We start from the raw sequence: 26,899 nt of genomic DNA on the forward strand, positions 1-26,899 counted from the left end.
CCCATACCCGCCGTGCTGGCGAAATTCTCTTTTCGATGGGGTTGACCTGCGCTACCATTGGCTCAGTCATAACCACACCAAGAGCAGAAAAATGCGCAAATCCATTCTTATCCTTTCCCTCGTTTCCGCAACGGTCCTCGCAGGCTGCATGCAAACGGACGGCGAACGTGCCCTCGCAGGTGCAGCCGCTGGTGCCATCGTCGCTGATGCAACCGACAACAACGCGCTCACCGGCGCGGCCCTCGGTGCGCTCGCAGGCACCTACTGCGACGACGCAGGCATCTGTAACTAATTCCATTCGCCTGACCGGCGCCTTCGCTGCGCCGTCGGACCTATGCAAAAGAGAGCTCTTCGGACCCGCCGGTTCGAAGGGCTTTTTTCGTGACTTTAACCGACGTTCCATGCGCGCGTGCCGCACCGGCAGCGGGCGCGGGAGGACTGATTTAAGAAAGGGAGAGGGCAGGACATGTTCGACAAGATCCTGATTGCGAACCGCGGCGAGATCGCTTGCCGGGTGATGAAAACCGCCAAGAAGATGGGGATCAAGACGGTCGCCATTTATTCCGACGCGGACAAACATGCGCTGCATGTGCAGATGGCGGATGAGGCCGTCCACATTGGCCCGCCGCCGGCGAACCAGTCCTATATCGTCATCGACAAGGTGATGGACGCGATCAAACAGACCGGCGCGCAGGCCGTGCACCCGGGCTATGGCTTTTTGTCCGAGAACTCTAAATTCGCCGAGGCACTTGCTGCCGAAGGCGTTGCCTTTGTCGGCCCGCCGAAAGGCGCGATCGAGGCCATGGGCGACAAGATCACCTCGAAAAAACTTGCCCAAGAGGCAGGCGTGTCGACCGTTCCCGGCTATATGGGTCTCATTGAGGACGCCGAGGAAGCCGTTAAAATCTCCAATGAGATTGGTTACCCGGTGATGATCAAAGCCTCCGCTGGTGGCGGCGGTAAAGGCATGCGGATCGCCTGGAACGACGAAGAGGCCCGCGAAGGCTTCCAGTCCTCCAAGAACGAAGCCGCAAGCTCTTTTGGCGACGACCGGATTTTCATCGAGAAATTCGTGACCCAGCCGCGCCACATCGAGATTCAGGTGCTCTGCGACGCGCATGGCAACGGCATTTACCTCAACGAGCGGGAATGTTCGATCCAGCGCCGCAACCAGAAAGTCATCGAAGAGGCCCCGTCGCCCTTCCTTGATGAAGCCACCCGCAAAGCCATGGGCGAACAGGCCGTGGCCCTCGCGAAAGCCGTGGATTACACCTCCGCGGGCACGGTCGAGTTCATCGTCGATGGCGACCGCAATTTCTACTTCCTCGAGATGAACACCCGCCTTCAGGTGGAACATCCGGTGACCGAGTTGATTACGGGCGTCGATCTCGTTGAACAGATGATCCGCGTCGCCAATGGCGAGCCGCTGTCGATCACTCAGGACGATGTGAAAATCAATGGCTGGGCGATGGAAAGCCGTCTCTACGCCGAGGACCCCTATCGTAACTTCCTGCCCTCCATCGGGCGTCTGACCAAATACCGTCCGCCGGAAGAGGTGGTGACCGCTGGTAAAGTGGTCCGCAACGACACCGGCGTTTATGAGGGCGGCGAGATTTCGATGTATTATGACCCGATGATCGCAAAGCTCTGCACTTGGGGCCCGGATCGTGCGGCAGCCATCGAAAACATGCGCAACGCTCTGGACGCTTTCGAGGTCGAGGGCATCGGTCACAACCTGCCGTTCCTCTCTGCTGTGTATGACCACCCGAAATTCATCTCCGGCGACATGACCACGGCTTTCATCGCCGAGGAATATCCCGAAGGCTTCGAGGGTGTCGAACTGCCGCACGAGGATCTGGAGCGGATCGCGGCGGCGGCAGCGGCCATGTATCGTGTCGCGGAAATCCGTCGCACGCGCATCTCTGGCCGGATGGACAACCACGAACGCACTGTCGGCACCGATTGGGTGGTTCAGATTGGCGACAAGGACTTCCCGCTGACCATCGAGGCGGACAAGGCCGGCTCCACCGTTCTCATCGGCGACAAGTCGATCCGTTGCGAAAGCGATTGGACACCGGGCGACAGCCTTGCGGTGATCGACATGAATGTCGGCGGTCCGCTGACGCTCAAGGTTGGCAAAGTGCCGGGCGGTTTCCGCCTGCGTTCACGTGGCGCCGATCTCAAGGTCTACGTCCGTAGCCCGCGTGCCGCCGAACTTTCGAAACATATGATCGAGAAACTGCCGCCGGACACCTCGAAACTGCTCCTCTGCCCGATGCCGGGCCTGATCGTTAAGGTCAATGTCGAGGTCGGCGACGAGATTCAGGAAGGTCAGGCGCTCTGCACTGTCGAAGCGATGAAAATGGAAAACATCCTGCGCGCCGAGCGCAAAGGGATCGTCTCCAAAATCAACGCGGGTCCGGGCGACAGCTTGGCCGTCGACGAAGTGATCATGGAGTTCGAATAACCCATGACGACCGGGCGGGCATATGCGGTCTGGAAAGACGCGGAGGCTGGAGAAATGTTTTCATTTTGCTCGAGCCAGACCGCAGCTTTTCGCGCCAGCCTGCCCGGCCATGTCTATGAGACGCTCTGCGCGCAAGACCTGCGCGCAGAAACGAGCGGTGAGGCTCAGCGCCCGCTTTCCAGTTCCTGCTGTCTCAGCGGGGTTTTGTCGATGGCGCGGGTAATCTCGCGGACGTTCCACGGCGCGGGTTTGCGGAGCATGACGCGACCGTCCTTATCGACGACGACCAGTGCAAAGCCACGCGGGCGCAGTGCCGTGCGGATCGGCGAGCGTGCGGCCGGGTCGGTGTCGGTCAACACCACCACGTCGCGTTCTAAAAGCGCATCGGGGCGGTCTTCCAACAAAGCGATCTGGTCGCTGTATGAGGGGTCCAGCGGGCTGTCGGCGAAGACCACCAGCACGCGCGCGGCCCATTTGAATTCGGAAAGCTCGGTGTCGCCCGCGTTCTGGATCAAAGGCGTCGGCTCTTCGGGGACGGCCTCTGTTTCGGGGAGGGCGTCCTGTGCAAAAGCTGTATCCGGCGCCAAGGGTGAAGTGAGAAAAAGCGCAATAAGTGCTGTGACATAGAGATGTTTCATCGGTCCTCCCGCAGGTCTCCTTTATATAGGGCGATGAGAGGACCAAACCAAGGTTGAACGTGGCGCTTACAAAGGGTTGCGGAAAGAATATGGAGAGGAGCCGGATATGACGGACAGGAAAAAGTGGGAAGAACTTGCCACGAAGGAGTTGCGGGGCAAGCCGCTTGAGAGCCTCGAGTGGGACACGCTCGAGGGCATCAAGGTCAAGCCGCTCTATGCCGAAGACGATCTTGCGGGCATGGACCATCTCGGCAACACGCCGGGGATGGAGCCGTTCACGCGCGGTGTGAAGGCGACGATGTATGCGGGCCGTCCCTGGACCATCCGCCAATATGCGGGCTTCTCCACCGCCGAAGAATCGAATGCCTTCTACCGCAAAGCTCTGGCCGCCGGTCAGCAGGGGGTTTCGGTCGCTTTCGATCTGGCCACGCACCGCGGCTACGACTCGGATCACCCACGCGTGGTGGGCGATGTGGGTAAGGCCGGTGTGGCGATTGATAGCGTCGAGGATATGAAAATTCTCTTCGAAGGCATCCCGCTTGATCAGGTGTCCGTGTCGATGACGATGAACGGCGCTGTCATTCCGATCCTCGCCAATTTCATCGTGACGGGCGAAGAACAGGGGCATGATCGCGCGTTGCTCGCGGGGACCATTCAGAACGATATTCTGAAAGAGTTCATGGTGCGCAACACCTATATCTATCCGCCGGAACCCTCGATGAAAATCATTGCGGACATCATCGAGTTTACCGCCAACGAGATGCCGAAATTCAACTCCATCTCGATCTCCGGCTATCACATGCAGGAAGCGGGCGCGAACCTCGTCCAGGAGCTGGCCTTTACGCTGGCGGATGGGCGCGAATATGTCCGCACCGCGATCAAGGCGGGCATGGATGTCGATAAGTTCGCGGGGCGTCTGTCGTTCTTCTTCGCGATTGGCATGAACTTCTTCATGGAGGCCGCAAAGCTGCGCGCCGCGCGCTACCTCTGGACCCGCGTGATGGACGAATTCGAGCCGAAACTTGCCAAGTCCAAGATGCTGCGGACCCACTGCCAGACCTCGGGCGTTAGCTTGCAGGAACAAGACCCCTATAACAACGTGATCCGCACCGCCTATGAGGCGATGTCGGCGGCTCTGGGCGGCACGCAGTCCTTGCACACCAACGCTTTGGACGAGGCCATCGCGCTTCCGACCGAGTTCTCCGCGCGCATCGCCCGGAACACGCAGCTGATCCTTCAGGAAGAAACCGGCATCACCAATGTGGTCGATCCGCTGGCGGGCTCTTATTACGTCGAAAGCCTTACCAAGGAACTGGCCGACAAAGCCTGGGCCCTGATGGAAGAGATCGAGGAGATGGGCGGCATGACCAAGGCCGTCAACTCCGGCATGCCGAAGCTGCGGATCGAAGAGACCGCCGCGAAACGTCAGGCCAATATCGACCGGGGCGAGGAAGTCATCGTCGGCGTCAACAAGTACCGCAAGGACAAGGAAGACCCGATCGACATTCTCGATGTGGACAACGTGGCCGTGCGCAACAGCCAGATCGCCCGCCTCGACAAGATCAAAGCCACTCGCGATGCCGCCAAGGTCGAAGAGACGCTTGGCGCTTTGGAAGCGGCGGCGAAATCTGGCGAGGGCAACCTCCTGTCGCTGGCGGTCGAGGCCGCCCGCGCGCGTGCAACCGTAGGGGAGATTTCGATGGCCATGGAAAAAGCATTCGGACGTCACCGCGCCGAGGTGAAAACGCTGGCAGGGGTCTACGGCGCCGCCTACGAGGGCGACGAGGGCTTTGCCCAGATCCAGAAGGACGTCGAAACCTTTGCCGAAAAAGCCGGGCGACGTCCGCGGATGCTCGTGGTTAAAATGGGCCAGGACGGCCACGACCGGGGTGCGAAAGTCATCGCCACCGCTTTTGCCGACATCGGCTTTGATGTCGACGTAGGCCCGCTGTTCCAGACGCCGGAAGAAGCCGCTCAGGATGCCATCGACAACGACGTGCATATCGTCGGCATCTCGTCGCAGGCAGCAGGGCACAAAACGCTCGCGCCGAAGCTGATCGAAGCTCTGAAAGAGCAGGGCGCCGAGGACATCATCGTGATCTGTGGCGGCGTGATCCCGCAGCAGGATTACGAATTCCTCTACAACGCAGGCGTTAAAGCGATCTTTGGGCCGGGCACCAACATCCCGGCGGCTGCGCGGCAGATCCTAGATTTGATCTCGACCGAATGATCTGAGTATTTGATTTGAAATGAAAAAGGGCCGGGGGATCGCTCCTCCGGCCCTTTTGTTTTGTGTCTTGCGGCTTTACTGCGCCGGTTCCTGAACCTCAGGCGCGGTCACGTCGGCCTCTTTCAACGCGGCTTTTTCGTCCTCAGCGGGTGCGAGTTTCAGCACCACAAAGCCGATGATCGCGGAGATCACGGAGCCGGACAGAACGCCGATGCGCACTTCGTTCATGTGGAAGGCATCGTCGAAAGACAGTCCGCCGATGAAGAGCGACATGGTGAACCCGATGCCCGCAAGGGCTGCCACGCCGTAGATATGGAGCCAGGTTGCACCAAAGGGTTTCTTGGCGACGCCCATTTTCACCAACAGCCAGGTCATGCCGAACACGCCGACCTGTTTACCGACAATCAGGCCCAAGGCGATGCCCAGAGGCAACGGCGAGAACACGTCATCCAAGGTGATGCCCGTCAGCACGACACCGGCGTTGGCGAAGGCAAAGATCGGCACGATCAGGAAGAACACATAGGGCGACAGCGCATGTTCAAGAGCATGCAGCGGCGACTTGCCCCATTTGTCCTTGATCGGGATGAAGAAGGCAGTGATCACACCCGCGAGAGTTGCGTGCACGCCCGATTTGAGCACCAGAACCCACAGCACCGTGCCTAAAAGGATGATCGGTGCGATGCGGTGAATGCCCGCACGGTTGAGGTAGAACATGATCGCAAGCGGGATGACCGACAGGAACAGGTAATCGAGATGCAGATCTGCGGTGTAGAAAAACGCGATGATCAGGATCGCGCCCAAGTCATCGAGGATCGCAAGCGTCAAAAGGAAAACTTTGAGCGAAGAGGGTACGCGGTCGCCCACAAGTGCCAGAATACCCAATGCAAAAGCGATGTCGGTCGCCGCCGGAATGGCCCAGCCGCCGTGTGTCTCAGGCGAGGAGATGTTGAGTGCGAAATAGACCAGAGCGGGGACGAGCATACCGCCGACGGCCGCCATGCCCGGCAGAACCACGTCACGCGGGTTCTTGAGTTTGCCTTCCATCAACTCGTGTTTGAGCTCAAGCCCCACGAGGAGGAAGAAGACAGCCATCAATCCATCATTGATCCACAAGATCAAAGGTTTGGAGAGGCCGTTTTCGCCAAGTTGAACGGTGAAATACGACGACAGGGCGCCATCGTAATAAGGATAAAGCGAGGAATTGGCCACGAACATGGCAGCGACGGCGGCCACCATGAGCACGATACCGCCTGAAATCTCACTGTCGAAGAACTGTTCCAATTTGCGCAGGAGCATTGTCTTTTTCTGGTCTTTCCTGAAAGTTGATTTAAAGGTGCGTTATAAGGAAATGGGGCTTTTTTAAAAGGTTTCAATAAGGACAAGGGCAATGACCTATCAGATTGATCATTTGGTGATTTCCGCAGGCGATCTGGAACAGGGGCGCGACTGGGCAGAGGCTCTTTTGGGGGTTCCCTTCGGGCCGCGTGGAGAACACAAGGATATGGCGACGGAAAACCGTCTGGTGGCTATGACACGCCCGGATGGGGAAAAGGCCTATCTCGAAGTGATCGCGCCCGATCCGAATGCGCAAAGACCGGATTTCCCGCGTTGGTTCGATTTGGACAACTTTGGCGGGACGCCGAAACTCACGAACTGGGTCGTGGCCTGCGCCGATCTGGAGGAGGCGTGGGAACGCGCCCCGGCAGATGTCGGGCGGATTATGTCGTTTCGGCGTGGCGATTATGCCTGGCGCATGATTGTGCCAGAAACGGGCATTCTGCCCTTTGACAATTGCTTCCCGGCGCTCATCGAATGGCACTCGCCCCACCCGGCGCCGAAGCTGCTCGACCCGGGGTTGGCCTTTCGCAGGCTGAAGATTTCGCACCCCGATGCCGAAGGCTTGCGCGCGGCGCTCTCGCCTTTTATCGAGGCGATGGAAAATGTTCGAATTGTCCAAGCCAAAACCCCCGGCCTCACCGCCGAGATTGGCACGGCCTCAGGGGAGATCTGGATCGCATGACCGATAAACCATACCTGCGCGAGGCGGCACCCGCCGATGCCGCTGCACTCAAGGCCATCATGGCACCTGTCATCGCGGGTTCGACAGCGTCCTTTTCCTCGGAGGAGCGCGATGAGGCAGCTTGGGCCGCCATGGTCACGGATCGTTTGAGCCGAGGTCGCGCGTTTTATGTTGCCGAAGTGGAGGGTGAGGTCGTGGGCTACGCGACCTATGACCAGTTCCGTCCCGGCAACAACGGCTACCGTTTCACCATGGAGCATTCCGTCTACCTCAACGACGCGGCGCAGGGCTTTGGCCTTGGGCGGACGTTGATGCTGGTGGTCGAACAGCATGCACGCGAGGCGGGGCATCATTCGATGATCGCGGCGATTGATGCCGACAATGCGGGTTCCATCGCCTTTCACAAAGCTCTGGGGTATGGCGAGGCCGGTCGTGTCCCGCAGGCCGGGTTCAAATTCGACCGCTGGCTCGATGTTTTGTTCCTGCAAAAGTTCCTTTGACATCACGTATTTGTCGCGGGACTTGTGGTGCCAAAATGGATAAGCTCGCGGCATGTCGATCTGGTCCAAAATTCTTGAAGCGCTCAAGGCGTTACGTGCGGGGGAAAGCCTCGCTTTGGTGTTCGAACGCTTTCGGTCCGACCCGGAGCGGCGCGTGGGGTTTGCCATCGCGGTGATCGCCTTGGGTGCGAAAATGGCCAAGGCTGATGGTCTGGTGACCCGCGATGAAGTCACGGCCTTTCGAGAAGTTTTCCAGATCGCGCCAGAGGACGAGGCCGCTGCAGCCCGCGTGTTCAATCTCGCGCGGCAAGACGTGGCGGGGTTCGAGGATTACGCGAAGAGCGTGAAAAAGATGTATGGCGAGGAATGTCGCCCGCTTATGGACATCATGGACGGGTTGTTTCACATCGCCATGGCAGACGGTGAATATCACCCAGGTGAGGACGCGTTTCTGATCCGTGTTGCGGAGATTTTCGACATTGAAGACCGTGCCTTTCGGGTGCTGCGCGCGCGCTATGTGCCCGATGCGGTGCGCGATCCATATGATGTGCTGGGTGTCGAGCCTTCTGCCACGCTGGCGGACATTAAGTCGGCTTACCGGGCCTTGGTGCGCGAAACACATCCGGACCGGATGATCGCCCGAGGCGTGCCGGAAGAGGCAGTAAAGCTGGCTTCTGATCGGTTGGTCGAGATCAATGCCGCTTGGGAGGAAATCTCCGGGGAGAGGGCGGCGTGATCCGCATCGCGACCTATAATGTCGAATGGTTCGACAATCTTTTCGACCAGAAAGGGCGCCCGCAGGCCGACGATAAATGGTCCGCCCGACACAATGTGACCCGCGAGATGCAGCTTGAATCCCTCGGTATCGTGTTCAACGCGCTGGATGCCGACGCGATCATGTTGATCGAGGCGCCGGACACCAATCGCAAACGCGACACCCGACGGGCGCTGGAGCAATTTGCCGATTGGGCCGGGCTGCGGGCTATGGCGGTCGAGGTCGGATATATCAACGAAACGCAGCAGGAAATCGCCCTGATGTATGATCCGCTGGTGCTGCGCGCACGGCACGATCCGATCGGGGCACCGGCTGATCTCGGGGACGGGTTTGAGCCGCCCGCGTTCAATTCGATCTACCGACTTGATCTGGACACCGACCGCGACCGCGAAGAGGTGCGGTTCTCAAAGCCGCCGCTGGAGCTGGCGATGGAGGTCCGCGAGACCGGCTTGGCTTTTCGCATGATCGGCGTGCATGTGAAATCCAAGGCACCGCATGGCGCGCGCACCCGTGACGACGTGATCCGGATTTCCATTGAGAACCGGCGCAAGCAATTGGCGCAATGCATCTGGCTGCGGGAGCGGGTCGAGGGGCATCTCAAGGCGGGCGAGCCGTTGATCGTGCTGGGCGATTTCAATGACGGGCCGGGGCTTGATGAATATGAAAAGCTGTTTGGACGCTCGGGTGTCGAGATCGTCATGGGGCGCGAAGACCCGGATGTGCCGCCAGAAATGCGCCTGTCGGACCCGCATGCGACCGAGGCGCTCGCGCGGCGTGGCAACCAGGGGCCGACCTCCGCGCGGTTCTACATCGACGAGGACAAACGCTATCTCTCGGCGCTTTTGGACTATGTGATGGTGTCGCAGGATCTAAAACCCGGCGCTCATTGGCGCATTTGGCATCCGTTCGACGATCCGGTCTGTTTCAACACGCCGGAATTGAAGCAGGCGCTGCTTCAGGCGTCCGATCATTTTCCGGTCTCGGTTGATCTGGATCTGTCGAATCTTGGACGGGGATAAAAGTCGATAGGGGTGAAATTCGGAGGGGGAGACGTTATATTGTGGCTATGAAAAAGAGTTTCTTGATCCCGCTTGTCTTTCTTGCAGCGCCAGCGCTGGCCGAAGATACGCCCTCTGACGCGGAGGAGGGCTGGAGCCTTTTGCGGGAAGGCTCAAGGCTTTTGCTCGAACATCTCTTCGAGGAAATGGGGCCTGCGCTTGAGGAACTTGAGGGCTATGTCGACGATCTCAACGCCTATGAGGCGCCGGTGATCCTGCCCAATGGCGATATCCTGATCAAACGCAAGCCCGAGGTGGCTCCGGAGGACGAAACGCCTGAGACACCCGAGGATATGCCCGAGGAGCTGCCGAACGAGGCCATCGACCTCTAAGGGTCAGTATCGGAGGTGACGCACTTCGGTCTTGGCGCCCAGACTGTTGGCCAGAGATTGGAAACGCGCATTGGTGACTTCGCCGAACAGGTCCTCAGCCTCCGGGCGCAGCGACAGCAACAATTCTTTCTTCTTCGGGAAATAGGCGATTTTTGCCAAATCCGTCGGGACATCCACTGCAAACATCGCGCCAAAGCGCATTGCCTTGCCCAGCACCTCAGCGTCGCGGATTTCTTTCTCCGAAAGCATCTCAATCAGATTGGCGAAGGGCGTGTTGTCGCGCGAGTTTTTGTAGCGGTGCAATAGCGCAAGACCGAGGAAAATCCGTTCCTTATGGGTTAGACCGCCCAAGTTGGCCCGTGTCGCATTGTCGAAGCAGACCTCGGCGCGGTAATCTGGGTGCGCGCGCCATGTCACGTCATGCAGCAGGCAGGCGGCGCGGATCAGGCGCATTTTTTCATATTGCCGGGCCTTGAAGATCGGCTCGATGAAGGCGTGCAATTGTTTGCCGAAACCGGGCAGGCGCGCGTCTTTCATCTCTGAGAACCGGCAGGCCTCGATCAGCGGGTCGCGGGCGCGCACGCTTTGCGGCATTTGCTCATAAAGCATGCCTTCGCGGATACCATAGGACGAGACGCATATCTCTTTCGGATGGAAAGTCCGCACCAGTTGCCGCAACACTTCTGAGGCAATCGGCACCAACGACATCCGGCTCGACGAGGTGCCGGTTTTGGCCCGTAACTCGTCCATATCGCTTTTGCGGATGAATTTGATCGTGTCGGTCACCGAGCGGCTCGACATCCGATATTCATGCAAAACGTGTAGCGGGTAATTGCGCCGCTCCATGTCGATCCGGGCAATCGCACGCCAAGAGCCGCCGACCAGATAAATCCGCGGATGCGAGGTGCCCATGGTCTCAGCGAGCTCTTTCATGATCGGCGCGATATGATCCTTGAGACCCTTGCGCCCCCCTTTAAGCCCCTGAAGTTTGAGCGGCCCCAAAGGCGAGGTCACGCGTTTGCCGACTTCGCCTTTCGACACCACGGCGAGTTCCATTGAGGACCCGCCGATGTCGCAGACCAAGCCGTCCGCCTCGGGCCAGCCCAAAAGCACCCCCTGCGCCGAGAGCCGCGCCTCTTCCTCGCCGTCGATGACCCATAGGCTGAGGCCGGTCTCCCGCTCTATTTCCTCCCGAAAAGCGGGACCGTCCTCAGCCTCCCGCACCGCAGCGGTCGCAACCGCCGTCAGTGGGGGAATTCCCATACCTTGCGCCAGTTTCTGAAACCGGCGGATGGCGGACATGGCGCGGACCTTGCCCTCCGGGTTGAGCCGCCCGGTTTCGCGCAGGCCAGCGCCCAGCCCGCACATAATTTTCTCGTTGTAGAAATAGGCCGGGCTGCGCGCCGCGCCGTCAAACACCACCAAACGCACGGAGTTCGATCCGACATCGACCACGCCGACCCGCGACAGGGCGCGCGCCTCCGCGTCGAGAAACAGCGGGCGGCCGAAAACGCCCCAGTCTTGTGTCTCGGTCTCTGCTGCTGTTGCGCCTTGGTGTTCCGTCGCATCTTGCGAAAGATCGGTCATGACGGTGCCTATCTCGTTGGTCTTAAACGACAGTGCCAAATGGCTTCGACTTCGTAAATCGCATGGATTTTGGGCAAAATCCAGCGCCTTTTGGGCTGCTTACGTGTCGGAGGGAAATAGGCTCAGGGCAAGGCTACGCGAAATCGGCTTGCCCGCGCGGAGCGCCTCACGGTCCAGCGCATCGACCATATCCCGCGCGGCTCCTGCCGAACGTTCCATGCGTTTTACGAGCCAAGGGATCAGTGCGACGGGCACGGTGATTTGCCGGTCCTCGAATTGTTTGACCAGCATGGCGGTCAGCAGCATGTCGTCGGGCGGATCGATCCGGGTCACGGTCGTGCCCTGCATCCTTGAGGCCAGATCGGGCAGGGTGAGCTGCCAATGGTTCGGCGCGGTGCGTGCCGTCACCAACAGCCGACCGCCCTCAGCCAAGGTCAGGTTGTGTAGGTGAAACAGCGCATTCTCAGCCGCTTTCGGATCGGGCAGTTCTGGTAGCCGGTCGGCGTCCTCGACCACAACGTAGCGCTCAGCGGCCAAGGCGGGAATGTCGGCTTCGGTCAGATCGGCGACCGAGAGGATCACCGCGCCATGGTCGGCGGCAAACACGTGCGCCATATGGGTTTTGCCGGAGCCGGCTGTGCCGACGAGCACCAGTTTGCCCGAGGGCCAAGTGGCCACGGAATCGAGTGTCGCGATTGCCATGGCATTCGAGGGCGAGACGAAAAACGTATCGCGCCCAAGCACCTCACGCGTGGGAAGATCGAGAATGAGCTGTTCTGCCATGGTCAGCTGTCTTCTGCCTCGTGGCTCTCATCGGCACTGAGGCCTTGGTAGAGACGGCTGTCCTGATACTGGTCGATACCAAAGCGTGCCACCACACCGAGGGCAGCGGCGACAGGGACGGCGATTAGCATGCCGACAAAGCCAAAGAGCGTGCCAAAGGCGGAGAGCGCAAAGATCAGCCAGACGGGATGCAGTCCGATGGAGGAGCCGACGAGGTTCGGTGTCAGGATATTGCCCTCGACGAACTGGCCAACGGCAAAAATGCCGACCACGGCGGCGATCCATTGCCATTCGCCCCAGAACTGGAACAGCGCGAGGCCGATGGACAAAAGCCCGCCGACGATGGCGCCGACATAGGGAATAAAGGTCAAAGCCCCCGCCACGGCGCCCGCGACCAGACCGAATTTGAGGCCCACGAGCATGAGACCGGCGGCATAAAACGTGCCGAGGATGAGACAGACGGTGCCTTGACCACGGATGAAAGAAGCCAGCGTGTTGTCGATGTCGGAGGCGAGGCGGCGGATGACCGGCGCGTGATCGCGGGGCAGTAGCCCGTCAATTTTTGCGACCATGCGGTCCCAATCCATCAACAGATAAAAGGTGATCACCGGCACAAGAACCAACAGCATCACGACGTTGAACAGGCTCATCGCGGAGGCCAGCGCGGTCGAGAGCAACTCGCCGCCTTTCGACTGGATCGTCTCGCCAATCTTGACCAGCGTCTGCCGCAGCTGGCTGCTCTGGTCGAGCAGGGTGGGGAATTTCTCAGTCAGGAAGTTTTGGAGATTGTTGATCAATTCTGGCGCGATATTCACCAGATCCGTCGTCTGTTTGATCAGCGTCGGAATGACCAGAAGCGCCATGATGACAAAGAGCACCGCCGCGACAAGAGTGATCACCACGGTGGCGGCAATGCGGCTAAAGCCCCAGCTTTCCAACTTGTCGGCGACGGGGTCGAGCATATAGGCCACGGCCATACTGAGCACAAAAGGCAGAATGACATTGCCCAAAAGCCACAACAACGCGAGGAACACCGCCGCAGCGACCCCCCAATATTTCATCTGATCGCGGACCGGTAATGCCATGTCGCCCCTTTGTCTTTCCTCCCATATCGCCCGTGCCGACATGGGTTTCAAGGGGAAGAGGGCGCAAGTGCGCCGCTGTTTTGGAGGACGCCGAAAGGTTGCGCAGTCTTGTTTGTGCTTTGGTGATCGCTTAGACCGATGCAAACACTGATCACTTGAGGGCTCCGCCTATGCGTTTGTCGCGCTATTTCCTTCCGGTTTTGAAAGAAACCCCGTCCGAGGCACAAATCGTGTCGCACCGTCTGATGCTGCGCGCCGGCATGATCCGCCAGCAATCTGCGGGCATCTACTCCTGGCTGCCGCTGGGCTACAAGGTGCTCAAGAACATCGAACGGATCGTGCACGAAGAACAACAACGCGCGGGGCACATCCCGGTGCTGATGCCGACGATGCAATCGGCCGATCTCTGGCGTGAATCCGGCCGCTATGATGCCTATGGCGATGAGATGCTGCGGATCACCGACCGTCATGGCCGTGATATGCTTTTCGGGCCGACCAACGAAGAGATGATCACCGACATCTTCCGCGGCTACGTGAAGTCCTACAAAGACCTGCCGCTGACGCTTTATCAAATCCAGTGGAAATTCCGTGACGAGATCCGTCCGCGTTTCGGCGTGATGCGGGGCCGCGAGTTCTTCATGAAAGACGGCTACACCTTCGACTTGACGATGGATGACGCGCTTCATGCCTATAACCGTCACCTTGTGAGCTACCTGCGCACCTATGAGCGCATGGGGCTTCAGGCGATCCCGATGCGCGCGGACGGTGGCCCGATTGGCGGCGACTACACCCACGAGTTCCTCGTGCTGGCCGAGACCGGCGAATCCGAGGTGTTCTACGACAGCGAGATCACCGATCTGAAATTCGGCGACCGTGAGATTGACTTCGACAGTGTCGAGCAGTGTCAGGACGTTCTCGAAGAGTTCACCTCGCGCTACGCCCGCACCGATGAGACCCACGACGAAGCGATCTTTGCTGAGGTGCCTGAAGAACGCCGCCGCACCGCGCGCGGCATCGAAGTCGGTCAGATTTTCTACTTCGGCACGAAATATTCCGAATCCATGGGCGCGACCGTCCAAGGCCCGGATGGCAAGCCTGTGCCCGTGCACATGGGCTCGCATGGCATTGGTGTGTCGCGTCTCTTAGGTGCGATCATTGAGGCCAGCCACGACGACAAAGGCATCATCTGGCCGGAGGGTGTGACGCCCTTCCACGTTGGCATCGTTAACCTGAAACAGGGCGACGAAGAGGCCGATGCGGCCTGTGAGGCGCTTTATAAGTCCTTTGAAACCTTGGGCCTTGAGGCGCTTTATGACGATCGAAATGAACGTGCGGGCGGCAAATTCGCCACCATGGACCTGATCGGTCTGCCGTGGCGCATCACCGTCGGTCCGCGCGGCCTCAAAAACGGCGTGGTCGAAGTGACCTGCCGCAAGACGGGCGAAAGCGAAGAGATGACGCCGGAGCTGGCGGTCGAGAAAATCGTGAAAATCTACGCGGGTCTTTGAAAGAGAACGCAATGAAGAATTAAGAAAGCCCCCGAAGGACACTTCGGGGGCTTTTTGTTGCCGGGGTTATGGCCCTCTTAGTGACAGCTTGGGCGCTTGCCAGGCAGGAGCACCTTGTCGATCACATGGATCACGCCATTGTCGGCCTGGATGTCCGCGATCACGACGTTGGCCATCTCGCCCGTGCCATCCGAGATCATCACGCCGTTCGCACTCTTGGTGATGCAAAGACGTTCGCTTTCCAGCATGGGTTTGAAGTAATTCGACCCCATCGGAATGTTCGAAGCCGGCAAGTTGCGATCATCGACATGGTAGAGGAGGATGTTGGTCAGCTGGCTCTTATTCTCCGGCTCGAGCAAGGTCTCTACAGTGCCCTCAGGCAGCGCGGCAAACGCGTCGTTGACCGGAGCATACACGGTGAAGGGGCCAGGCCCAGAAAGTGCATCGACAAGGTCCGCAGCTTGCACCGCTGCAACGAGTGTGGAGAACCGATCATCGGCAGCGGCGATCTCGACAATTGAGTCTGCCTGAGAAGCTGTTGCTGTCAGAGCGAGAAGTGCGGCAGCGGTCGTGGATTTCAGTACGTTCATGGTATCCTCCCGTGGTTGTTATGTTCCGGATACGCAACGACTGCCTTCTCGGATTTCGCTATGACGTTTATGTGATCTTTGTGTGATCAGGGTGTGATCGTGGCTGATAGAGGATTGACACCGTGCTGCGCGCGCCTGCCAGTGCTTTGCTTTCTCTGTCGAGTGTTGTTTTTGGGAATTGACCTGCGGTTCACTGGCGAAAACTCGCACAAATCCCACAAGTGGGAGCGGACGATTTGAGGTTTATCCCCGAATCCCCCTAGGCTAGCTGCATCAAAACCCGCAGAAGACGGAAAAGAGGCAGACATGTTGAGAGCACTCGCCCTTTCGGGCGGCCTGTTGGGGGCCGCCGTTGTTTCCCAGTTTCCTGAGTTCACCCAGCAATACACGCAACGCTTAGGCGGTCAGGTCGAGGCCCTGCAAACGGTCATCGCCGATTTCGATGCCTCCGCACACCGCGCCGAGATGACCCGCGAAGAGGCGCTGGCCTCCATGGGTGGGTCGATTTTCCTTGAGAACCGCCGTCGTGACATGCGCAGCACCATCGACCGCCATGCGCGCCTGTCGGAGGATCTGACGGTGCTGAAAGAGGCGACGCCTCTGGAGCGTTTGACGATGCCGCAACGCGTCGCTGACACGGTGCTGGCGCGTGCCACCTACGATGACTTCCGCCCTGCGCTGCCCTTGACGGTCGAGGGCGGTATTTCCGCCGCTGTGGGCTATCTGGGCGGCTGGCTGGCTGTCACCGGCGTGCTGGCGCTTCTGGCCTGGCCGTTCCGCCGGCGCAAAGCGCAGGCCGGTCTCACGTTTTAATCCGCTTCCCTCACGCGGCTTTCATCGCGACGGGCAGCACTTGGGGCAGGGCAGCGCTTGACCTTTGCCCTGCCAAAGGGTTTGGTCTGGCAAAGTTTTCAGGAGCCTTTTCGTGGACGCGGCCAGAACGACCAAGCCCTTTTCCCGCTTCGAGTGGAAAATCGCCTTTGCCTACCTGCGCGCGCGGCGCGAAGAGGGGGGCGTTTCCGTGATGACATGGATTTCGCTGATCGGCATCACTTTGGCCGTGGCGGCGCTGATCATCACGCTTGCCGTGCGCACCGGATTTCGTGCCGAATTTGTCGATACGATCTTGGGCTCCAACGCCCATGTGACCGTCTATTCCTCGATCTATGTGACCGAAGAGGGCAATACTTCGCGCGCGCTTACCGATTACGAGGGCTGGGCCGAGAAACTCCGTGCCGTGCCGGGCGTGACCCGCGCCGCTCCTCTCGTGCGTGGTCAGGTCATGGTCTCGTCCCGAGGCACCAATGCGGGCGTCGAGGTCTATGGCATTTCGCCCGAGGACCTGATGACCATTCCGCGTGTTGCGATTGAGCCCGATCAACATTGGGGCGACGTGACGCGGTTCTCCGAAGGCATCGCCATCGGCTCCGGCGTGGCGCGCGATCTGGGCGTCACTGTGGGCGATAAGATCAAGCTGATCTCGCCCGACGGCGCCAAAACCGCCTTTGGCACAAGCCCGCGTGTGTCCTCTTTCGAGGTCGTTTATGTCTTCTCCGCCGGGCGCTATGATATTGATAAAACACGCGCTTATCTGCCCTTTGCCGAGGCGCAGAAGTTCTTCAATCGCGAGGGGGCGGCGGATGAAGTCGAGGTTATGGTGGAGCATCCCGAAGCGGTCGACGACATGGCCATTCCTCTGCTTCAAGCGGTGGGCGAGCACGGCATGGTTTGGACCTGGCGCGATGCCTCTGGGTCCTTCCTTCGCGCCTTGGACATTGAGGACAACGTGATGTTCGTGATCCTCTCGGTGCTTGTGCTGATCGCCGCGATGAACATCGTCTCGGGCCTCATCATGTTGGTGAAAAACAAGGGCCGCGACATCGGCATCCTGCGCACCATTGGCCTGACTGAAGGCTCCATCCTGCGCGTTTTCTTCATCTGCGGCGCGATCACGGGTGTCTTGGGCACGCTCTTCGGCGTCATCCTCGGGTCGCTTTTTGCGATTTACATCGACCAGGTGCTGAGCTTTGTGAACTGGCTCAACGGCGGTGGCGCCTGGGATCCGTCGATCCGTGGCATTTATGAACTGCCTGCCGAGTTGCGCGCTGTCGATATTCTCAAGGCGGTGTCTTTGTCCTTGGGACTCTCTTTCATCGTGACCATTTTCCCGGCCCGCCGCGCGGCCCGCATGAACCCTGTGGAGGCGCTGCGCTATGAGTGAGATGTTGTCTCTGAACGGGGTCGCCAAGACCTATAACGCCGGCAAACCCAACGAGGTCGACGTGCTGCGTGGCATCGACCTGACGGTGGCGCGCGGCGAGATCGTGGGTCTGATTGCGCCCTCGGGCGCCGGCAAATCGACGCTTTTGCACATCGCGGGGCTTTTGGATCTGCCCGACAGCGGATCGGTCAAAATCGCGGGTCAGGAAATGACGGGCTTGGGTGACAGGCCCCGCACTGCCATGCGCCGCGCGGGCGTCGGCTTCATCTATCAGTTCCACCACCTGCTGCCGGAATTTACCGCGCTTGATAACGTCATCCTGCCCCAGCTCGCCAATGCCGTGCCGGAGGCTGAGGCCTCGGAACGCGCCATGGGGTTGCTGGAAAAAGTCGGCGTCGGTCCACGTGCCCAGCACCGGCCTTCGGCGCTTTCGGGTGGCGAACAGCAACGCGTTGCCTTCTGTCGTGCTTTGGCGAACAAGCCGGGGCTTTTGCTCGCGGATGAACCCACCGGCAACCTCGATCCGGAAACCTCGGATTTGGTGTTCGATGTGCTGATGGGGTTGGTGCGCGACGAGGGATTGTCCGCGCTGATTGCCACGCACAACCTTGAACTGGCGGCGAAAATGGACCGTGTGGTCCGGTTGGACGCGGGGCGGGTCGTCCCGGTTTAAAGGCCTAAAAACCGAGCGCGCTCTTGAGAATAGCCGTTCCCACCGCTTGCGTGGAGTTTTTGCGTAAGCGCCAACCCGTAAAACAGATCGAAACTCCGCATGGCCTCAACTTCTGGCAGAAGAGACAAGAGCGGTGCCGTGATCGCTTCGGTTAACCCTGCCTCGTTGTGCTCGCAGACACCGCTTGCAAAGCGGGTGATGTCCTCGATCAGGGGAATGTCGCGGTGGCCGGAGAGGTCAATCGCGGTGGGGCCATTGCGGCTTAGGATCAGGTTTCCGGGCCAATAGTCGCCGTGTCCCGCCGCGATGGTCAGGGTCTCTGGCGCGTTTTCTAACAGGGACCGTATGCGGTCAGCAACCTCTTGCGCAGGGCCTTGAGCGCAGGTTTCTAATGCGCGGATGAAGCGGGCCATGGGGAAGGGCTTCTGCATCCGGTTCGAGCGCGTCGCCTCCTGAAGCCACTGACGTCCGGCGTCCACCACCTCCGCCATCCGCCCCTCGCGCAGATGCTCCAACCCGCTCGGCCCCTCGACAAAAGAGATCACGAAGAGCCCGGCTTTCGGTGCGATATGCAGCACCTCTGGGACATGTGCTGGCCGGCCTTCGAGAGCCTCGGCGATCTGTTTGAGCGCGCCGGTCTGGCCACTCACGGCGCGGGCTTTTTCACTATGCCAAATCAGCTTGGCAATCGCCGGGCGACCGTCCCACGTGAGCCGAAACACGGCGCGTTGGTGATAGGTTTGAAAGGCCTCGATCCCGCTTGCCCGCGCGCCGAGGTGAGGACGCTCTTCGAAGAAGTCCAAAAGCCGCCGATGGGCGGCCACCAGATCGAGCGTGTCAAAGGAGCGGGCCATGGCGGGACTATGGAGAGCGCGGGGGAGAGCGTCAATCTGCCCCGCGATCCTCCGTGTCGGATCAGTTGTTTACGATGTTGTTGTAAATCCCCATCGCGGTGATGACGATGGCCGCGTCGCGGGCGATTTTATAGATCGTATCGCCGGAAATGGCGTAGCGGTCGCGGCCCGGATCGGGCAGGCCATACCGCCCGTAATCGCGCAGGATGGTGTAGCCGTCGGGCAGGCGGTCGCCTTTGGCGAAACCTTTGCGCTCGGCACAGTTCTTGGCGATGCCGGGGGGCAGGGAGGTGCGCTTGCCCTCACGGATTTGCTTTTCAATGCCGGGCGGCAGATCGCAGCCCGCCGGGATGTGCACCCGCACGTGACCTGCGTTGCCATTGCCATGCCCGTTGCCATGCTTGACCTTGTTCGGATTGGCAAAGGCCGGGCTCGCCGTCAAAAGCGTGAGGGCGAAGAGTGTCGGGGTTTTCAAGCGGTTCATCATGTGCGCCTCTGAATTTTGTTTTCAGAGAGTATAACGCGGCGTGAGAGGGAAGGGTTCCCCCAAGTTTGGGGATGGGCGGAAGGGTGCCGAGGGGGTCAATCGCTCGTGAAATAATCGTCATCTAGTTTCTTGATAACAACAGTGCTTTGAGTTCGAACACCAACATTATGTTCGATCATGAGCTGCGCGAGACGTTGGCCGTTGAGGAGGACTATCCTTTGCTGGACACGTTGAACGTACTCATGTGCCTCGCGTGAAAAGTCCGAAGTCGTGACAAAGACACCTTTCGTCGCGCTTTCTCCTGTCAGTGAGCCAACAAATCTTTGAATGTCAGGTCGCCCGACTTTGTTTTCTGGAGCGTATCTTTTTGCTTGGATGTAGACCGCGTCAAGCCCCAGCGCATCTTCATTGATGACACCATCAATGCCGCCATCTCCAGAAATAGGAGTTAAAGTTTTGTTGGATAGTTTGCCGCCACCAAAGCCCATTGCAGACAAAACATCCAAGATAAGCTGTTCAAACCGAGCCGGACTAACACGTAATAATTCCGTTAAAAGATCATCACGCAGGGTGCGGTTTAGTATTTGGCTTGCTTCCTGAATAGCGTCTTCGGGAGTTTGGTCGCTTTGATCACTGCCCTTGGGTAGAGGCGTTTCTATGTCAGAATCTGTCGCTGATTGTGTTGAGCGCCATTCTGCAAAAGCGTCAAACTGCTCCAAGACCTTGTTGTTAAGTTCTTTTGGATGCGTCGCAAGAAAATCCCTCCCGAGTTCCGTGATTTCATGAAATCCACGTCTCGGAGATTGAAGAAGACCGGCCTTGCCTAGATATGTCCTTGCCCAATGAGCGCGGTTACCAAGATATGTCATCTTTCCACTAGGAAGGAGTTCTTCAGCTTCCTCGTCCGAAATGTCAAATTCACGCTTCAGATCATCTAAGCATTCTGAAATATTGGTTTTTCCTGCTGCGAAGAGCCGAAGCACGGGTAACATGAGCGTTTGATAATCAGGTACCGGCATTATTACCCCCTTCACGCGAACTTGTTCGCGTGAAAACCATTACACATCCAATTCCTCAACAAACCGCGCGTTTTCCTGAATGTACTGGAACCGCAACTCCGGCTTTTTCCCCATCAAACGCTCGACCAGATCGGTGGTTTCGCCCGGTTCGTCTTCGTCAATCGTCACCCGGATCAGCTTGCGCGTGGCCGGGTCCATCGTGGTTTCTTTCAAATCCTTGGCGTCCATTTCGCCAAGCCCCTTAAACCGCGAAACGTCGATTTTGCCTTTGCCGCCAAGGCCTTTCTCCAACCACATGTCGCGTTCCGCCTCATCCAGACAGTAGACGCGTTTCGCGCCCTGTGTCAGGCGGTAGAGCGGCGGGCAGGCGAGGTAGAGGTGGCCTTGGTCGATGAGGGGGCGCATCTGGGTGTAGAAAAACGTCATCAACAGCGACGCGATGTGCGCGCCATCGACGTCCGCGTCGGTCATGATGATCACGCGTTCATAGCGCAGGTCATCGACGTTGAATCGTGTGCCCATGCCAACGCCAAGCGCTTCGCAGAGGTCCGAGATTTCCTGGTTCGACGTGAGTTTGTTCGACGCCGCGCCCAGCACGTTCAGGATTTTACCCTTCAAGGGCAGCAAGGCCTGCGTCTCGCGTTTGCGCGCGCCCTTGGCGGAACCACCGGCCGAGTCGCCCTCGACAATGAACAGTTCGGTGTTTGAACGGTCTTTCGAGGTACAGTCGGTGAGCTTGCCCGGAAGGCGCAGTTTCTTGGTCGCGGATTTGCGCTGGGTCTCTTTTTCCTGACGGCGGCGCATGCGTTCTTCGGCGCGGAGCACCAGAAAATCGAGGATGGCGCCTGCGGATTTCGTGTCGGCGGCCAGCCAGTTGTCGAAGTGATCGCGCACAGAGTTCTCAACCAGACGCGCGGCCTCGGTGGTGGCGAGGCGGTCCTTGGTCTGGCCGACAAACTCAGGATCGGAAATGAAACAGGAGACCAATGCGCAGCCGCCGGTGATCAGGTCATCGCGGGTGATGTCCTTGGCCTTACGGTTGCCGACAAGTTCGCCGTAGGCCTTCACACCCTTGAGGATCGCGGCCCAAAAGCCGGTCTCATGCGTGCCGCCCTCGGGCGTCGGCACTGTGTTACAATAGGACTGGATGAAGCCATCGCGCGACGGCGTCCAGTTGATCGCCCATTCGACCTTGCCCGGCACACCAAAGCGCGCACCGAATTCGACCACGCCTGCAAAAGGGCGTTCGGAATAGGTCGACGAGGTGCCCAGCGTCTCGGACAGGTAATCCGCCAGCCCGCCGGGGAAGTGAAAAGTGGCCTCGGTGGGCGTCTCGCCATCGTCGATCTCGCTTTTCCAACGGATTTCAACGCCGGAGAAGAGATAGGCCTTGGAGCGCGCCAGCGTAAACAGGCGCTTGGGTTTGAAACGGTGCGAGCCGAAGATTTGCGCATCGGCATGGAATTTCACCGAGGTGCCGCGCCGATTGGGAGCGGCGCCGATTTTCTCGACCGGACCTTCGGGGATGCCGCGGGAAAACCGCTGTTCGAACAGCTCCTTGTTCTTGGCGACTTGCACGATCATTAGGTCCGAGAGCGCGTTCACCACAGAGGAGCCAACGCCGTGCAAACCGCCAGAGGTCTGATAGGCCTTGCCGGAGAATTTACCGCCTGCGTGGAGCGTGCAAAGGATGACTTCGAGCGCAGATTTGCCCGGAAACTTTGGGTGTGGGTCGATCGGAATGCCGCGCCCGTTGTCGGTGACGGTGACGGAGTAATCGGCATGAAGGATGAGTTCGATCCGGTTGGCATGGCCCGCGACGGCCTCGTCCATCGAGTTGTCGAGAATCTCTGCTACAAGGTGATGCAACGCACGCTCATCCGTGCCGCCGATATACATGCCGGGGCGTTTGCGCACGGGCTCAAGCCCCTCCAGCACCTCGATGGAAGATGCATCATACTCGTCGGGGCCGTTGGCCAGCAGGTCGTCGGACATATAAAGAGGCTCGATTTCTTGTGGTTCTTTGGTGGACCATTAGACCATTGCATGAGGTCGGGGGCAATATCTTGTAGGGTTACGGGGAAAAATTGCTCGTTTTTCCAGTTATCAGACGAGGCCGCAGTGATATTCTCGCTCGAATACTTCATGGCAACACCTGGGGGGGAACATGTCATATCGGGACGTGGCGATCATCGTCGAATGGGAAAATGCGCTTTTGGCGGAGCTTGAGCGCCCCAAGGAAATGCTACGTCGTTTGCAAGGCCAAGCCATTGCTTTCGCACAGCGCGAGGGCTGCCGGTTTCATCTCGTGATTGCGTATAACCCGCATGATGTCGACATCTCGGTGCCCCAAGGGGCCGTGGACGATTGTATCGAAGAAGAGAGCTGGCCGGGGACTGTGACCTTCATGGATGCGGGAGATCGGCATTATTACGCGCTGAAGACCCATGCGGTTGCTCAGCGCGACGAGGACCTGATTGTGTTCGTCGACAGCGATGTGGTGCCGGAAGAGGGTTGGCTCGAGGCGTTGCTGACACCGTTTCAGGATCCCGAAGTACAGATTGTCGGCGGCAACACTTATCTCGACACACCGGACGCGACGGGAAAGGCTTTTGCGCTCTTCTGGTTCTTCAAACCCAAGCGCAGTTTGCCGGATCTGAGCACCCGGCGCAGCTTTTTTGCCAATAATTTGGCCATCCGGAAAGCGACCTTTGATGCGCATCCGTTCCCCGAGGCGCAGGCCTACCGTGGTCAGTGTAACGAAATGGCACGGGCGCTGATCCAGGATGGTGTCGCGATTCATTCAGCGGGAGCCGCGTGGATGTCACATCCGGCGCCGAACGGGGTGAGCCATATCCTGAACCGTGCGGCGGCGAAGGGGTTTGACAATGTGTATTGGAACCGCCAGCGCAAGGCAGGATGGCTCAAGGCCAGTCCGGTCGGGGCTGTGTTTCGCCTGTTGCGTACCGTTCTGCAGTTGCCGTCGCGGGTTGTGTCGCGCAATCGGAATTTGCACTTCGGCCTGATCGGAGGCGCGCTCGGCGCTTTGGGCGGCTTTGGATACGCCTTGATCGTGTTCCTCTCGGAACTTGTCTCTTGGATCGCGCCGAGTTTTGTCAAACGCCATGTGTCGGTCTGAGGCCCCTTTAGGCGTCGGATAAAGCGGCACATCTGGATAGGGCGTGGGAAACCTTGCCCCAGATCAAGGAAAAGCGACGGGTTTTCATGTAATAGGGAGGTGACAAGCGCACAGTTTGCCCCGCTTTGCCCACCGATGGAGATATGCCCACATGACGACGCCTTTGAAAACCGCCGCCAACACCCCCGCTGTTGCAGACCCTGTCGCGGAGTCTAAGCCCGCAGCCGCAGCGCCGGTTGCGCCCCCCGAGGCGGCGGTGCATGGCGGGCCGAAAAGCTTTCCGACCGTGACGCCGGACAAAATCCGCGCAGCTTTCGAGAGTGGGAAATACCCGTATCGTAAAAAAATGACCCGCGCCGAATATGAGCGCACCAAAGTGGCGCTCCAGGCGGAGTTGCTGAAGGCGCAGCTCTGGGCGCAGAAGACCGGCGACAAATTCGTTCTGCTCTTCGAGGGCCGTGATGCGGCAGGCAAAGGCGGTACGATCAAACGGTTCATGGAGCATTTGAACCCGCGTCATGCGCGTGTTGTGGCGCTCAATAAACCGACCGACGAAGAGCGCGGGCAGTGGTTCTTTCAGCGCTATGTCGAGCACCTGCCGACCAGCGGCGAATTCGTGCTCTATGACCGGTCGTGGTACAACCGCGCGGGCGTCGAGCGGGTGATGGGCTTCTGTAGCCCAAACGATTATCTCGAATTCATGCGTCAGACGCCGGAATTTGAACGCATGCTGACGCGTTCGGGCATTCGGCTTTATAAGTATTGGTTCTCAGTGACCCAAGCCGAACAGCAACGTCGCTTTAAGGCCCGTGAAACCGATCCGCTGAAACAGTGGAAACTCTCGCCGATCGACAAGGCCTCGCTGGACAAATGGGACGATTACACCGAGGCGAAAGAGGCGATGTTCTTTTATACGGACACGGCGGATGCGCCTTGGACGATCATCAAATCGAACGACAAGAAACGCGCCCGGATCGAATGCATGAAGCATTTCCTGATGACGCTCGACTACCCTGACAAAGACGAGGAGCTGATCGGGGAGCCTGATCCGCTGATCGTCGGTCACGCCGGACATGTGGTGCATAAGGCCGAACATATCCTCGGCACGGCGCTGCACCCGGAGGCACGGCGCGGCAAGAACGGCAAGGTTTAATCACATATAGCAAGGGCCCCGTCTTTGAGGCGGGGCTTTCGCTTTGGGTATCTCAGGCGTTCGCGATCGCCGCTTTCCAGAACTCCGGATCATCGTACTTTGTCGGGTCCTCAATGCCCGCAAGGTGAAACGCTTCACGCCGCTCGACACAGGTGCCGCAGCGCCCGCAATGCCGCGCGCCGCCTTTGTAGCAGGACCATGTGTCGGTAAAGGGCGTGCTTGCGGCAGCCCCTGCGGTAACGATATCCGCTTTGCTCTGGTGCACGAAAGGCGTTGTCAGGCGGATGTCGGCATAGCCGTCGAGCGCGGCCTTTTGCATCGTCTCGAAGGCCTCGGTGAAGGCGGGTCGACAATCCGGATAGATGAAATGATCGCCACCATGCACGGCGGTGGCGACCGCCTCATCCCCCTCAGCTGCGGCGATCCCGAAAGCGATGGTCAACATGATGGCATTGCGATTGGGCACGACGGTGATCTTCATCGTCTCCTCGGCGTAATGCCCGTCCGGCACGTCGATGTCATCGGTCAAAGCCGAGCCGGTCAGAGCCGCACCAATGGGGCGCATGTCGATGATCTGGTGCGGGACTTTGAGGCGCTCGGCGGCCAAGGCGGCGAACGCGATTTCCTTGGCGTGGCGCTGGCCGTAATCGAAAGAGACGAGGCGCGACAGATCGCCGGAACTCGCCAGCAGATAGGCGAGCGATACGGAATCCAATCCGCCGGAGCAGATGACGAGGGTTTTCATGTGGCTGTCCTTGTTTTGTAACCGGGTAGGCTGCGACCGGTGGTCCTGTTTTGCGTCTTGAAGGACCTTGAGGCAAGGGGATTAGCCGTTGGCGGCAGCGAATTTGCTCATCAGATAGGGGCCTGAGGTCACCGTCTCGGAGGTCGGTCCCGAGAGCGGTTTGACCTCCGCATGCCAGTTCGGCTGATGGAAATAGGCAATCGACATGCGCCGCCGCGTGGCCCAGTTGGGCGGCGTGACAACACGGTGCAGCGTCGAGGTCCAGCGCCCACCGGTCCAAAGAGTCATCAGATCGCCGATGTTGATCACGAAGGCGTCGTCAATCGGCGGCACACCTTTCCACTCCTTTTCGGGCGTCAAAATCTCAAGGCCCTCAGAGCCGGGTTCCGGCAAGAGGATCGTCAACGAGCCATAGTCGGTATGGGCGCCTGCGCGGAGCTGTTTTTCCTCGGGCGCCTTGTCTTGTGCCGGGTAATTTAGCGCCCGCATGCCGGAGATTGGCGTGGTGATATAGGGCGCAAAATGATCTGCGGGCAGGTTCAACGCCACGGCGAAGACCTCCATGATCCGCGCGGCCAAGGCCTCCATCTCGGCGTAATAGCTGCGCCAAGCCTCTTTGAAACCGGGCAGAGCCGGGAAGGGGGTCGGCGCGTAGCAAAAGGCCAAAGCGTCCGGGTCTGTTTCGCCCGGTGGGATGGCGGCGGGGCCACCGTTAAAGCTTTCTTTGAGATCGGGCGGCGTGTCTTCGCCGCGCGATTTTGCCAAGGCCTCGGTGCCCGGGCCGAGATAGCCGTATGGGCCGCCGGGGGGCGGGGCGACGGCGTGTTTCTCTTCAGGAGATTGTTCGAAAAAGGCGCGGGCCTGCGACCAGAGCGCGTCGATCACCTCTTGTGGGACGCCGTGGCCGGTGACGGCCAGAAATCCAGTTTCCCGGCAGATGCGATCCACCTCGGCGCCGATCTGGGCGCGCCCGTCGGCGTCTGCGGCTTGGAAGGCGGAGAGATCGAGAAGTGGAAAATCAGTCATGTGCAGGTC

Annotated in this window: 26 protein-coding genes; 14 read left to right on the plus strand and 12 right to left on the minus strand. The window is 59.3% G+C overall.

All coding sequences use genetic code 11. The features are described 5' to 3' along the window. Nucleotides 1–91: 91 nt before the first annotated feature. Both J5Y17_RS03065 and J5Y17_RS03070 read left to right on the plus strand, forming a co-directional pair. Entirely contained in the window at nt 92–292 is a 201-nt protein-coding gene (locus J5Y17_RS03065) for a hypothetical protein (protein ID WP_219783747.1), read from the plus strand. Nucleotides 293–466: 174 nt separating this feature from the next. Next, a complete protein-coding gene (locus J5Y17_RS03070; protein ID WP_219783748.1) occupies nt 467–2,467 on the plus strand; it encodes an acetyl/propionyl/methylcrotonyl-CoA carboxylase subunit alpha in 2,001 nt (666 codons plus the stop codon). A 164-nt stretch (nt 2,468–2,631) separates the two neighbouring features. On the opposite strand, the gene J5Y17_RS03075 is transcribed toward J5Y17_RS03070, so the two are convergent. Then, a complete protein-coding gene (locus tag J5Y17_RS03075; protein ID WP_219783749.1) occupies nt 2,632–3,105 on the minus strand; it encodes a DUF4174 domain-containing protein in 474 nt (157 codons plus the stop codon). Between the two features lie 106 nt (nt 3,106–3,211). On the opposite strand from J5Y17_RS03075, the gene scpA reads away from it, so the two are divergent. Beyond that, a complete protein-coding gene (scpA, locus tag J5Y17_RS03080) occupies nt 3,212–5,335 on the plus strand; it encodes a methylmalonyl-CoA mutase (protein ID WP_219783750.1) in 2,124 nt (707 codons plus the stop codon). A 75-nt stretch (nt 5,336–5,410) separates the two neighbouring features. Here the strand turns inward: scpA and nhaA are convergent, their stop codons facing one another. Next, on the minus strand, nt 5,411–6,631 hold the full coding sequence (nhaA, locus tag J5Y17_RS03085) for a Na+/H+ antiporter NhaA (protein WP_219783751.1): 1,221 nt from the start codon (nt 6,629–6,631) through the stop codon (nt 5,411–5,413). 91 nt (nt 6,632–6,722) lie between these two features. On the opposite strand from nhaA, the gene J5Y17_RS03090 reads away from it, so the two are divergent. Genes J5Y17_RS03090 through J5Y17_RS03110 form a run of 5 tightly spaced genes read left to right on the plus strand, consistent with a single transcriptional unit; the run spans nt 6,723 to nt 10,020 of the window. Further along, nucleotides 6,723–7,355 (plus strand): VOC family protein, encoded by a 633-nt coding sequence (locus J5Y17_RS03090; RefSeq protein WP_219783752.1) that lies wholly within the window; start codon nt 6,723–6,725, stop codon nt 7,353–7,355. Next, complete coding sequence (locus J5Y17_RS03095) at nt 7,352–7,855, plus strand: GNAT family N-acetyltransferase (protein ID WP_219783753.1); 504 nt, start codon at nt 7,352–7,354, stop codon at nt 7,853–7,855. Before J5Y17_RS03090 ends, J5Y17_RS03095 begins: the two co-directional genes overlap by 4 nt. Nucleotides 7,856–7,907: 52 nt before the next feature. Further along, nucleotides 7,908–8,591 carry a molecular chaperone DjiA gene (locus tag J5Y17_RS03100; protein ID WP_219783754.1) on the plus strand — a complete coding sequence of 228 codons (684 nt, stop codon included), beginning with the start codon at nt 7,908–7,910 and terminating at the stop codon, nt 8,589–8,591. Then, on the plus strand, nt 8,591–9,649 hold the full coding sequence (locus J5Y17_RS03105; protein ID WP_219784078.1) for an endonuclease/exonuclease/phosphatase family protein: 1,059 nt from the start codon (nt 8,591–8,593) through the stop codon (nt 9,647–9,649). Before J5Y17_RS03100 ends, J5Y17_RS03105 begins: the two co-directional genes overlap by 1 nt. A gap of 47 nt (nt 9,650–9,696) precedes the next feature. Beyond that, complete coding sequence (locus tag J5Y17_RS03110; RefSeq protein ID WP_219783755.1) at nt 9,697–10,020, plus strand: AAA+ family ATPase; 324 nt, start codon at nt 9,697–9,699, stop codon at nt 10,018–10,020. 3 nt (nt 10,021–10,023) lie between these two features. Here the strand turns inward: J5Y17_RS03110 and J5Y17_RS03115 are convergent, their stop codons facing one another. The 3 genes from J5Y17_RS03115 to J5Y17_RS03125 all read right to left on the minus strand — a co-directional run bounded on the left by J5Y17_RS03115 (nt 10,024) and on the right by J5Y17_RS03125 (nt 13,475). Continuing rightward, nucleotides 10,024–11,607, minus strand: a complete 1,584-nt coding sequence (locus J5Y17_RS03115; RefSeq protein ID WP_219783756.1) for a Ppx/GppA family phosphatase — start codon at nt 11,605–11,607, stop codon at nt 10,024–10,026. Nucleotides 11,608–11,706: 99 nt separating this feature from the next. After that, entirely contained in the window at nt 11,707–12,390 is a 684-nt protein-coding gene (locus tag J5Y17_RS03120) for a DnaA ATPase domain-containing protein (protein WP_219783757.1), read from the minus strand. Nucleotides 12,391–12,392: 2 nt separating this feature from the next. Next, the gene (locus tag J5Y17_RS03125; RefSeq protein WP_219783758.1) at nt 12,393–13,475 is read right to left on the minus strand and encodes an AI-2E family transporter; all 1,083 of its coding nucleotides are present in this window, start codon (nt 13,473–13,475) and stop codon (nt 12,393–12,395) included. Between the two features lie 170 nt (nt 13,476–13,645). Here J5Y17_RS03125 and proS point away from each other — a divergent pair, with 170 nt between their 5' ends. Then, a complete protein-coding gene (proS, locus tag J5Y17_RS03130) occupies nt 13,646–14,983 on the plus strand; it encodes a proline--tRNA ligase (protein ID WP_219783759.1) in 1,338 nt (445 codons plus the stop codon). A 77-nt stretch (nt 14,984–15,060) separates the two neighbouring features. Here the strand turns inward: proS and J5Y17_RS03135 are convergent, their stop codons facing one another. Beyond that, on the minus strand, nt 15,061–15,573 hold the full coding sequence (locus J5Y17_RS03135) for a fasciclin domain-containing protein (RefSeq protein WP_219783760.1): 513 nt from the start codon (nt 15,571–15,573) through the stop codon (nt 15,061–15,063). Nucleotides 15,574–15,879: 306 nt separating this feature from the next. Here J5Y17_RS03135 and J5Y17_RS03140 point away from each other — a divergent pair, with 306 nt between their 5' ends. The 3 genes from J5Y17_RS03140 to J5Y17_RS03150 all read left to right on the plus strand — a co-directional run bounded on the left by J5Y17_RS03140 (nt 15,880) and on the right by J5Y17_RS03150 (nt 18,467). Next, on the plus strand, nt 15,880–16,386 hold the full coding sequence (locus J5Y17_RS03140) for a DUF2937 family protein (RefSeq protein ID WP_219783761.1): 507 nt from the start codon (nt 15,880–15,882) through the stop codon (nt 16,384–16,386). 112 nt (nt 16,387–16,498) lie between these two features. Continuing rightward, on the plus strand, nt 16,499–17,794 hold the full coding sequence (locus J5Y17_RS03145) for a lipoprotein-releasing ABC transporter permease subunit (RefSeq protein ID WP_219783762.1): 1,296 nt from the start codon (nt 16,499–16,501) through the stop codon (nt 17,792–17,794). Beyond that, nucleotides 17,787–18,467 carry an ABC transporter ATP-binding protein gene (locus J5Y17_RS03150; protein WP_219783763.1) on the plus strand — a complete coding sequence of 227 codons (681 nt, stop codon included), beginning with the start codon at nt 17,787–17,789 and terminating at the stop codon, nt 18,465–18,467. Before J5Y17_RS03145 ends, J5Y17_RS03150 begins: the two co-directional genes overlap by 8 nt. Here J5Y17_RS03150 and J5Y17_RS03155 read toward each other — a convergent pair. From J5Y17_RS03155 to parE, 4 genes are all read right to left on the minus strand, one after another. Beyond that, nucleotides 18,464–19,321, minus strand: a complete 858-nt coding sequence (locus J5Y17_RS03155; RefSeq protein WP_219783764.1) for a phosphotransferase — start codon at nt 19,319–19,321, stop codon at nt 18,464–18,466. The genes J5Y17_RS03150 and J5Y17_RS03155 overlap by 4 nt on opposite strands. 61 nt (nt 19,322–19,382) lie before the next feature. Continuing rightward, entirely contained in the window at nt 19,383–19,805 is a 423-nt protein-coding gene (locus J5Y17_RS03160; protein ID WP_219783765.1) for a hypothetical protein, read from the minus strand. Nucleotides 19,806–19,903: 98 nt separating this feature from the next. Next, on the minus strand, nt 19,904–20,827 hold the full coding sequence (locus tag J5Y17_RS03165; protein ID WP_255571831.1) for a restriction endonuclease: 924 nt from the start codon (nt 20,825–20,827) through the stop codon (nt 19,904–19,906). A gap of 39 nt (nt 20,828–20,866) precedes the next feature. Then, nucleotides 20,867–22,822, minus strand: a complete 1,956-nt coding sequence (parE, locus tag J5Y17_RS03170; RefSeq protein ID WP_219783766.1) for a DNA topoisomerase IV subunit B — start codon at nt 22,820–22,822, stop codon at nt 20,867–20,869. A 172-nt stretch (nt 22,823–22,994) separates the two neighbouring features. Between parE and J5Y17_RS03175 the strand changes: the two genes are divergently transcribed. Both J5Y17_RS03175 and ppk2 read left to right on the plus strand, forming a co-directional pair. Beyond that, the gene (locus J5Y17_RS03175) at nt 22,995–23,966 is read left to right on the plus strand and encodes a glycosyltransferase (protein WP_219783767.1); all 972 of its coding nucleotides are present in this window, start codon (nt 22,995–22,997) and stop codon (nt 23,964–23,966) included. A 151-nt stretch (nt 23,967–24,117) separates the two neighbouring features. Continuing rightward, nucleotides 24,118–25,119, plus strand: coding sequence for a polyphosphate kinase 2 (ppk2, locus tag J5Y17_RS03180; RefSeq protein ID WP_255571832.1), 1,002 nt, complete (start codon nt 24,118–24,120; stop codon nt 25,117–25,119). Between the two features lie 52 nt (nt 25,120–25,171). On the opposite strand, the gene queC is transcribed toward ppk2, so the two are convergent. Both queC and J5Y17_RS03190 read right to left on the minus strand, forming a co-directional pair. Next, a complete protein-coding gene (gene queC, locus J5Y17_RS03185) occupies nt 25,172–25,864 on the minus strand; it encodes a 7-cyano-7-deazaguanine synthase QueC (protein WP_219783768.1) in 693 nt (230 codons plus the stop codon). A gap of 81 nt (nt 25,865–25,945) precedes the next feature. After that, nucleotides 25,946–26,890 carry an isopenicillin N synthase family oxygenase gene (locus J5Y17_RS03190; RefSeq protein ID WP_219783769.1) on the minus strand — a complete coding sequence of 315 codons (945 nt, stop codon included), beginning with the start codon at nt 26,888–26,890 and terminating at the stop codon, nt 25,946–25,948. Nucleotides 26,891–26,899 lie beyond the last annotated feature (9 nt).

The sequence above is a fragment of the Celeribacter sp. PS-C1 genome (assembly GCF_019429625.1).
Taxonomy (GTDB): Bacteria; Pseudomonadota; Alphaproteobacteria; order Rhodobacterales; family Rhodobacteraceae; genus Celeribacter.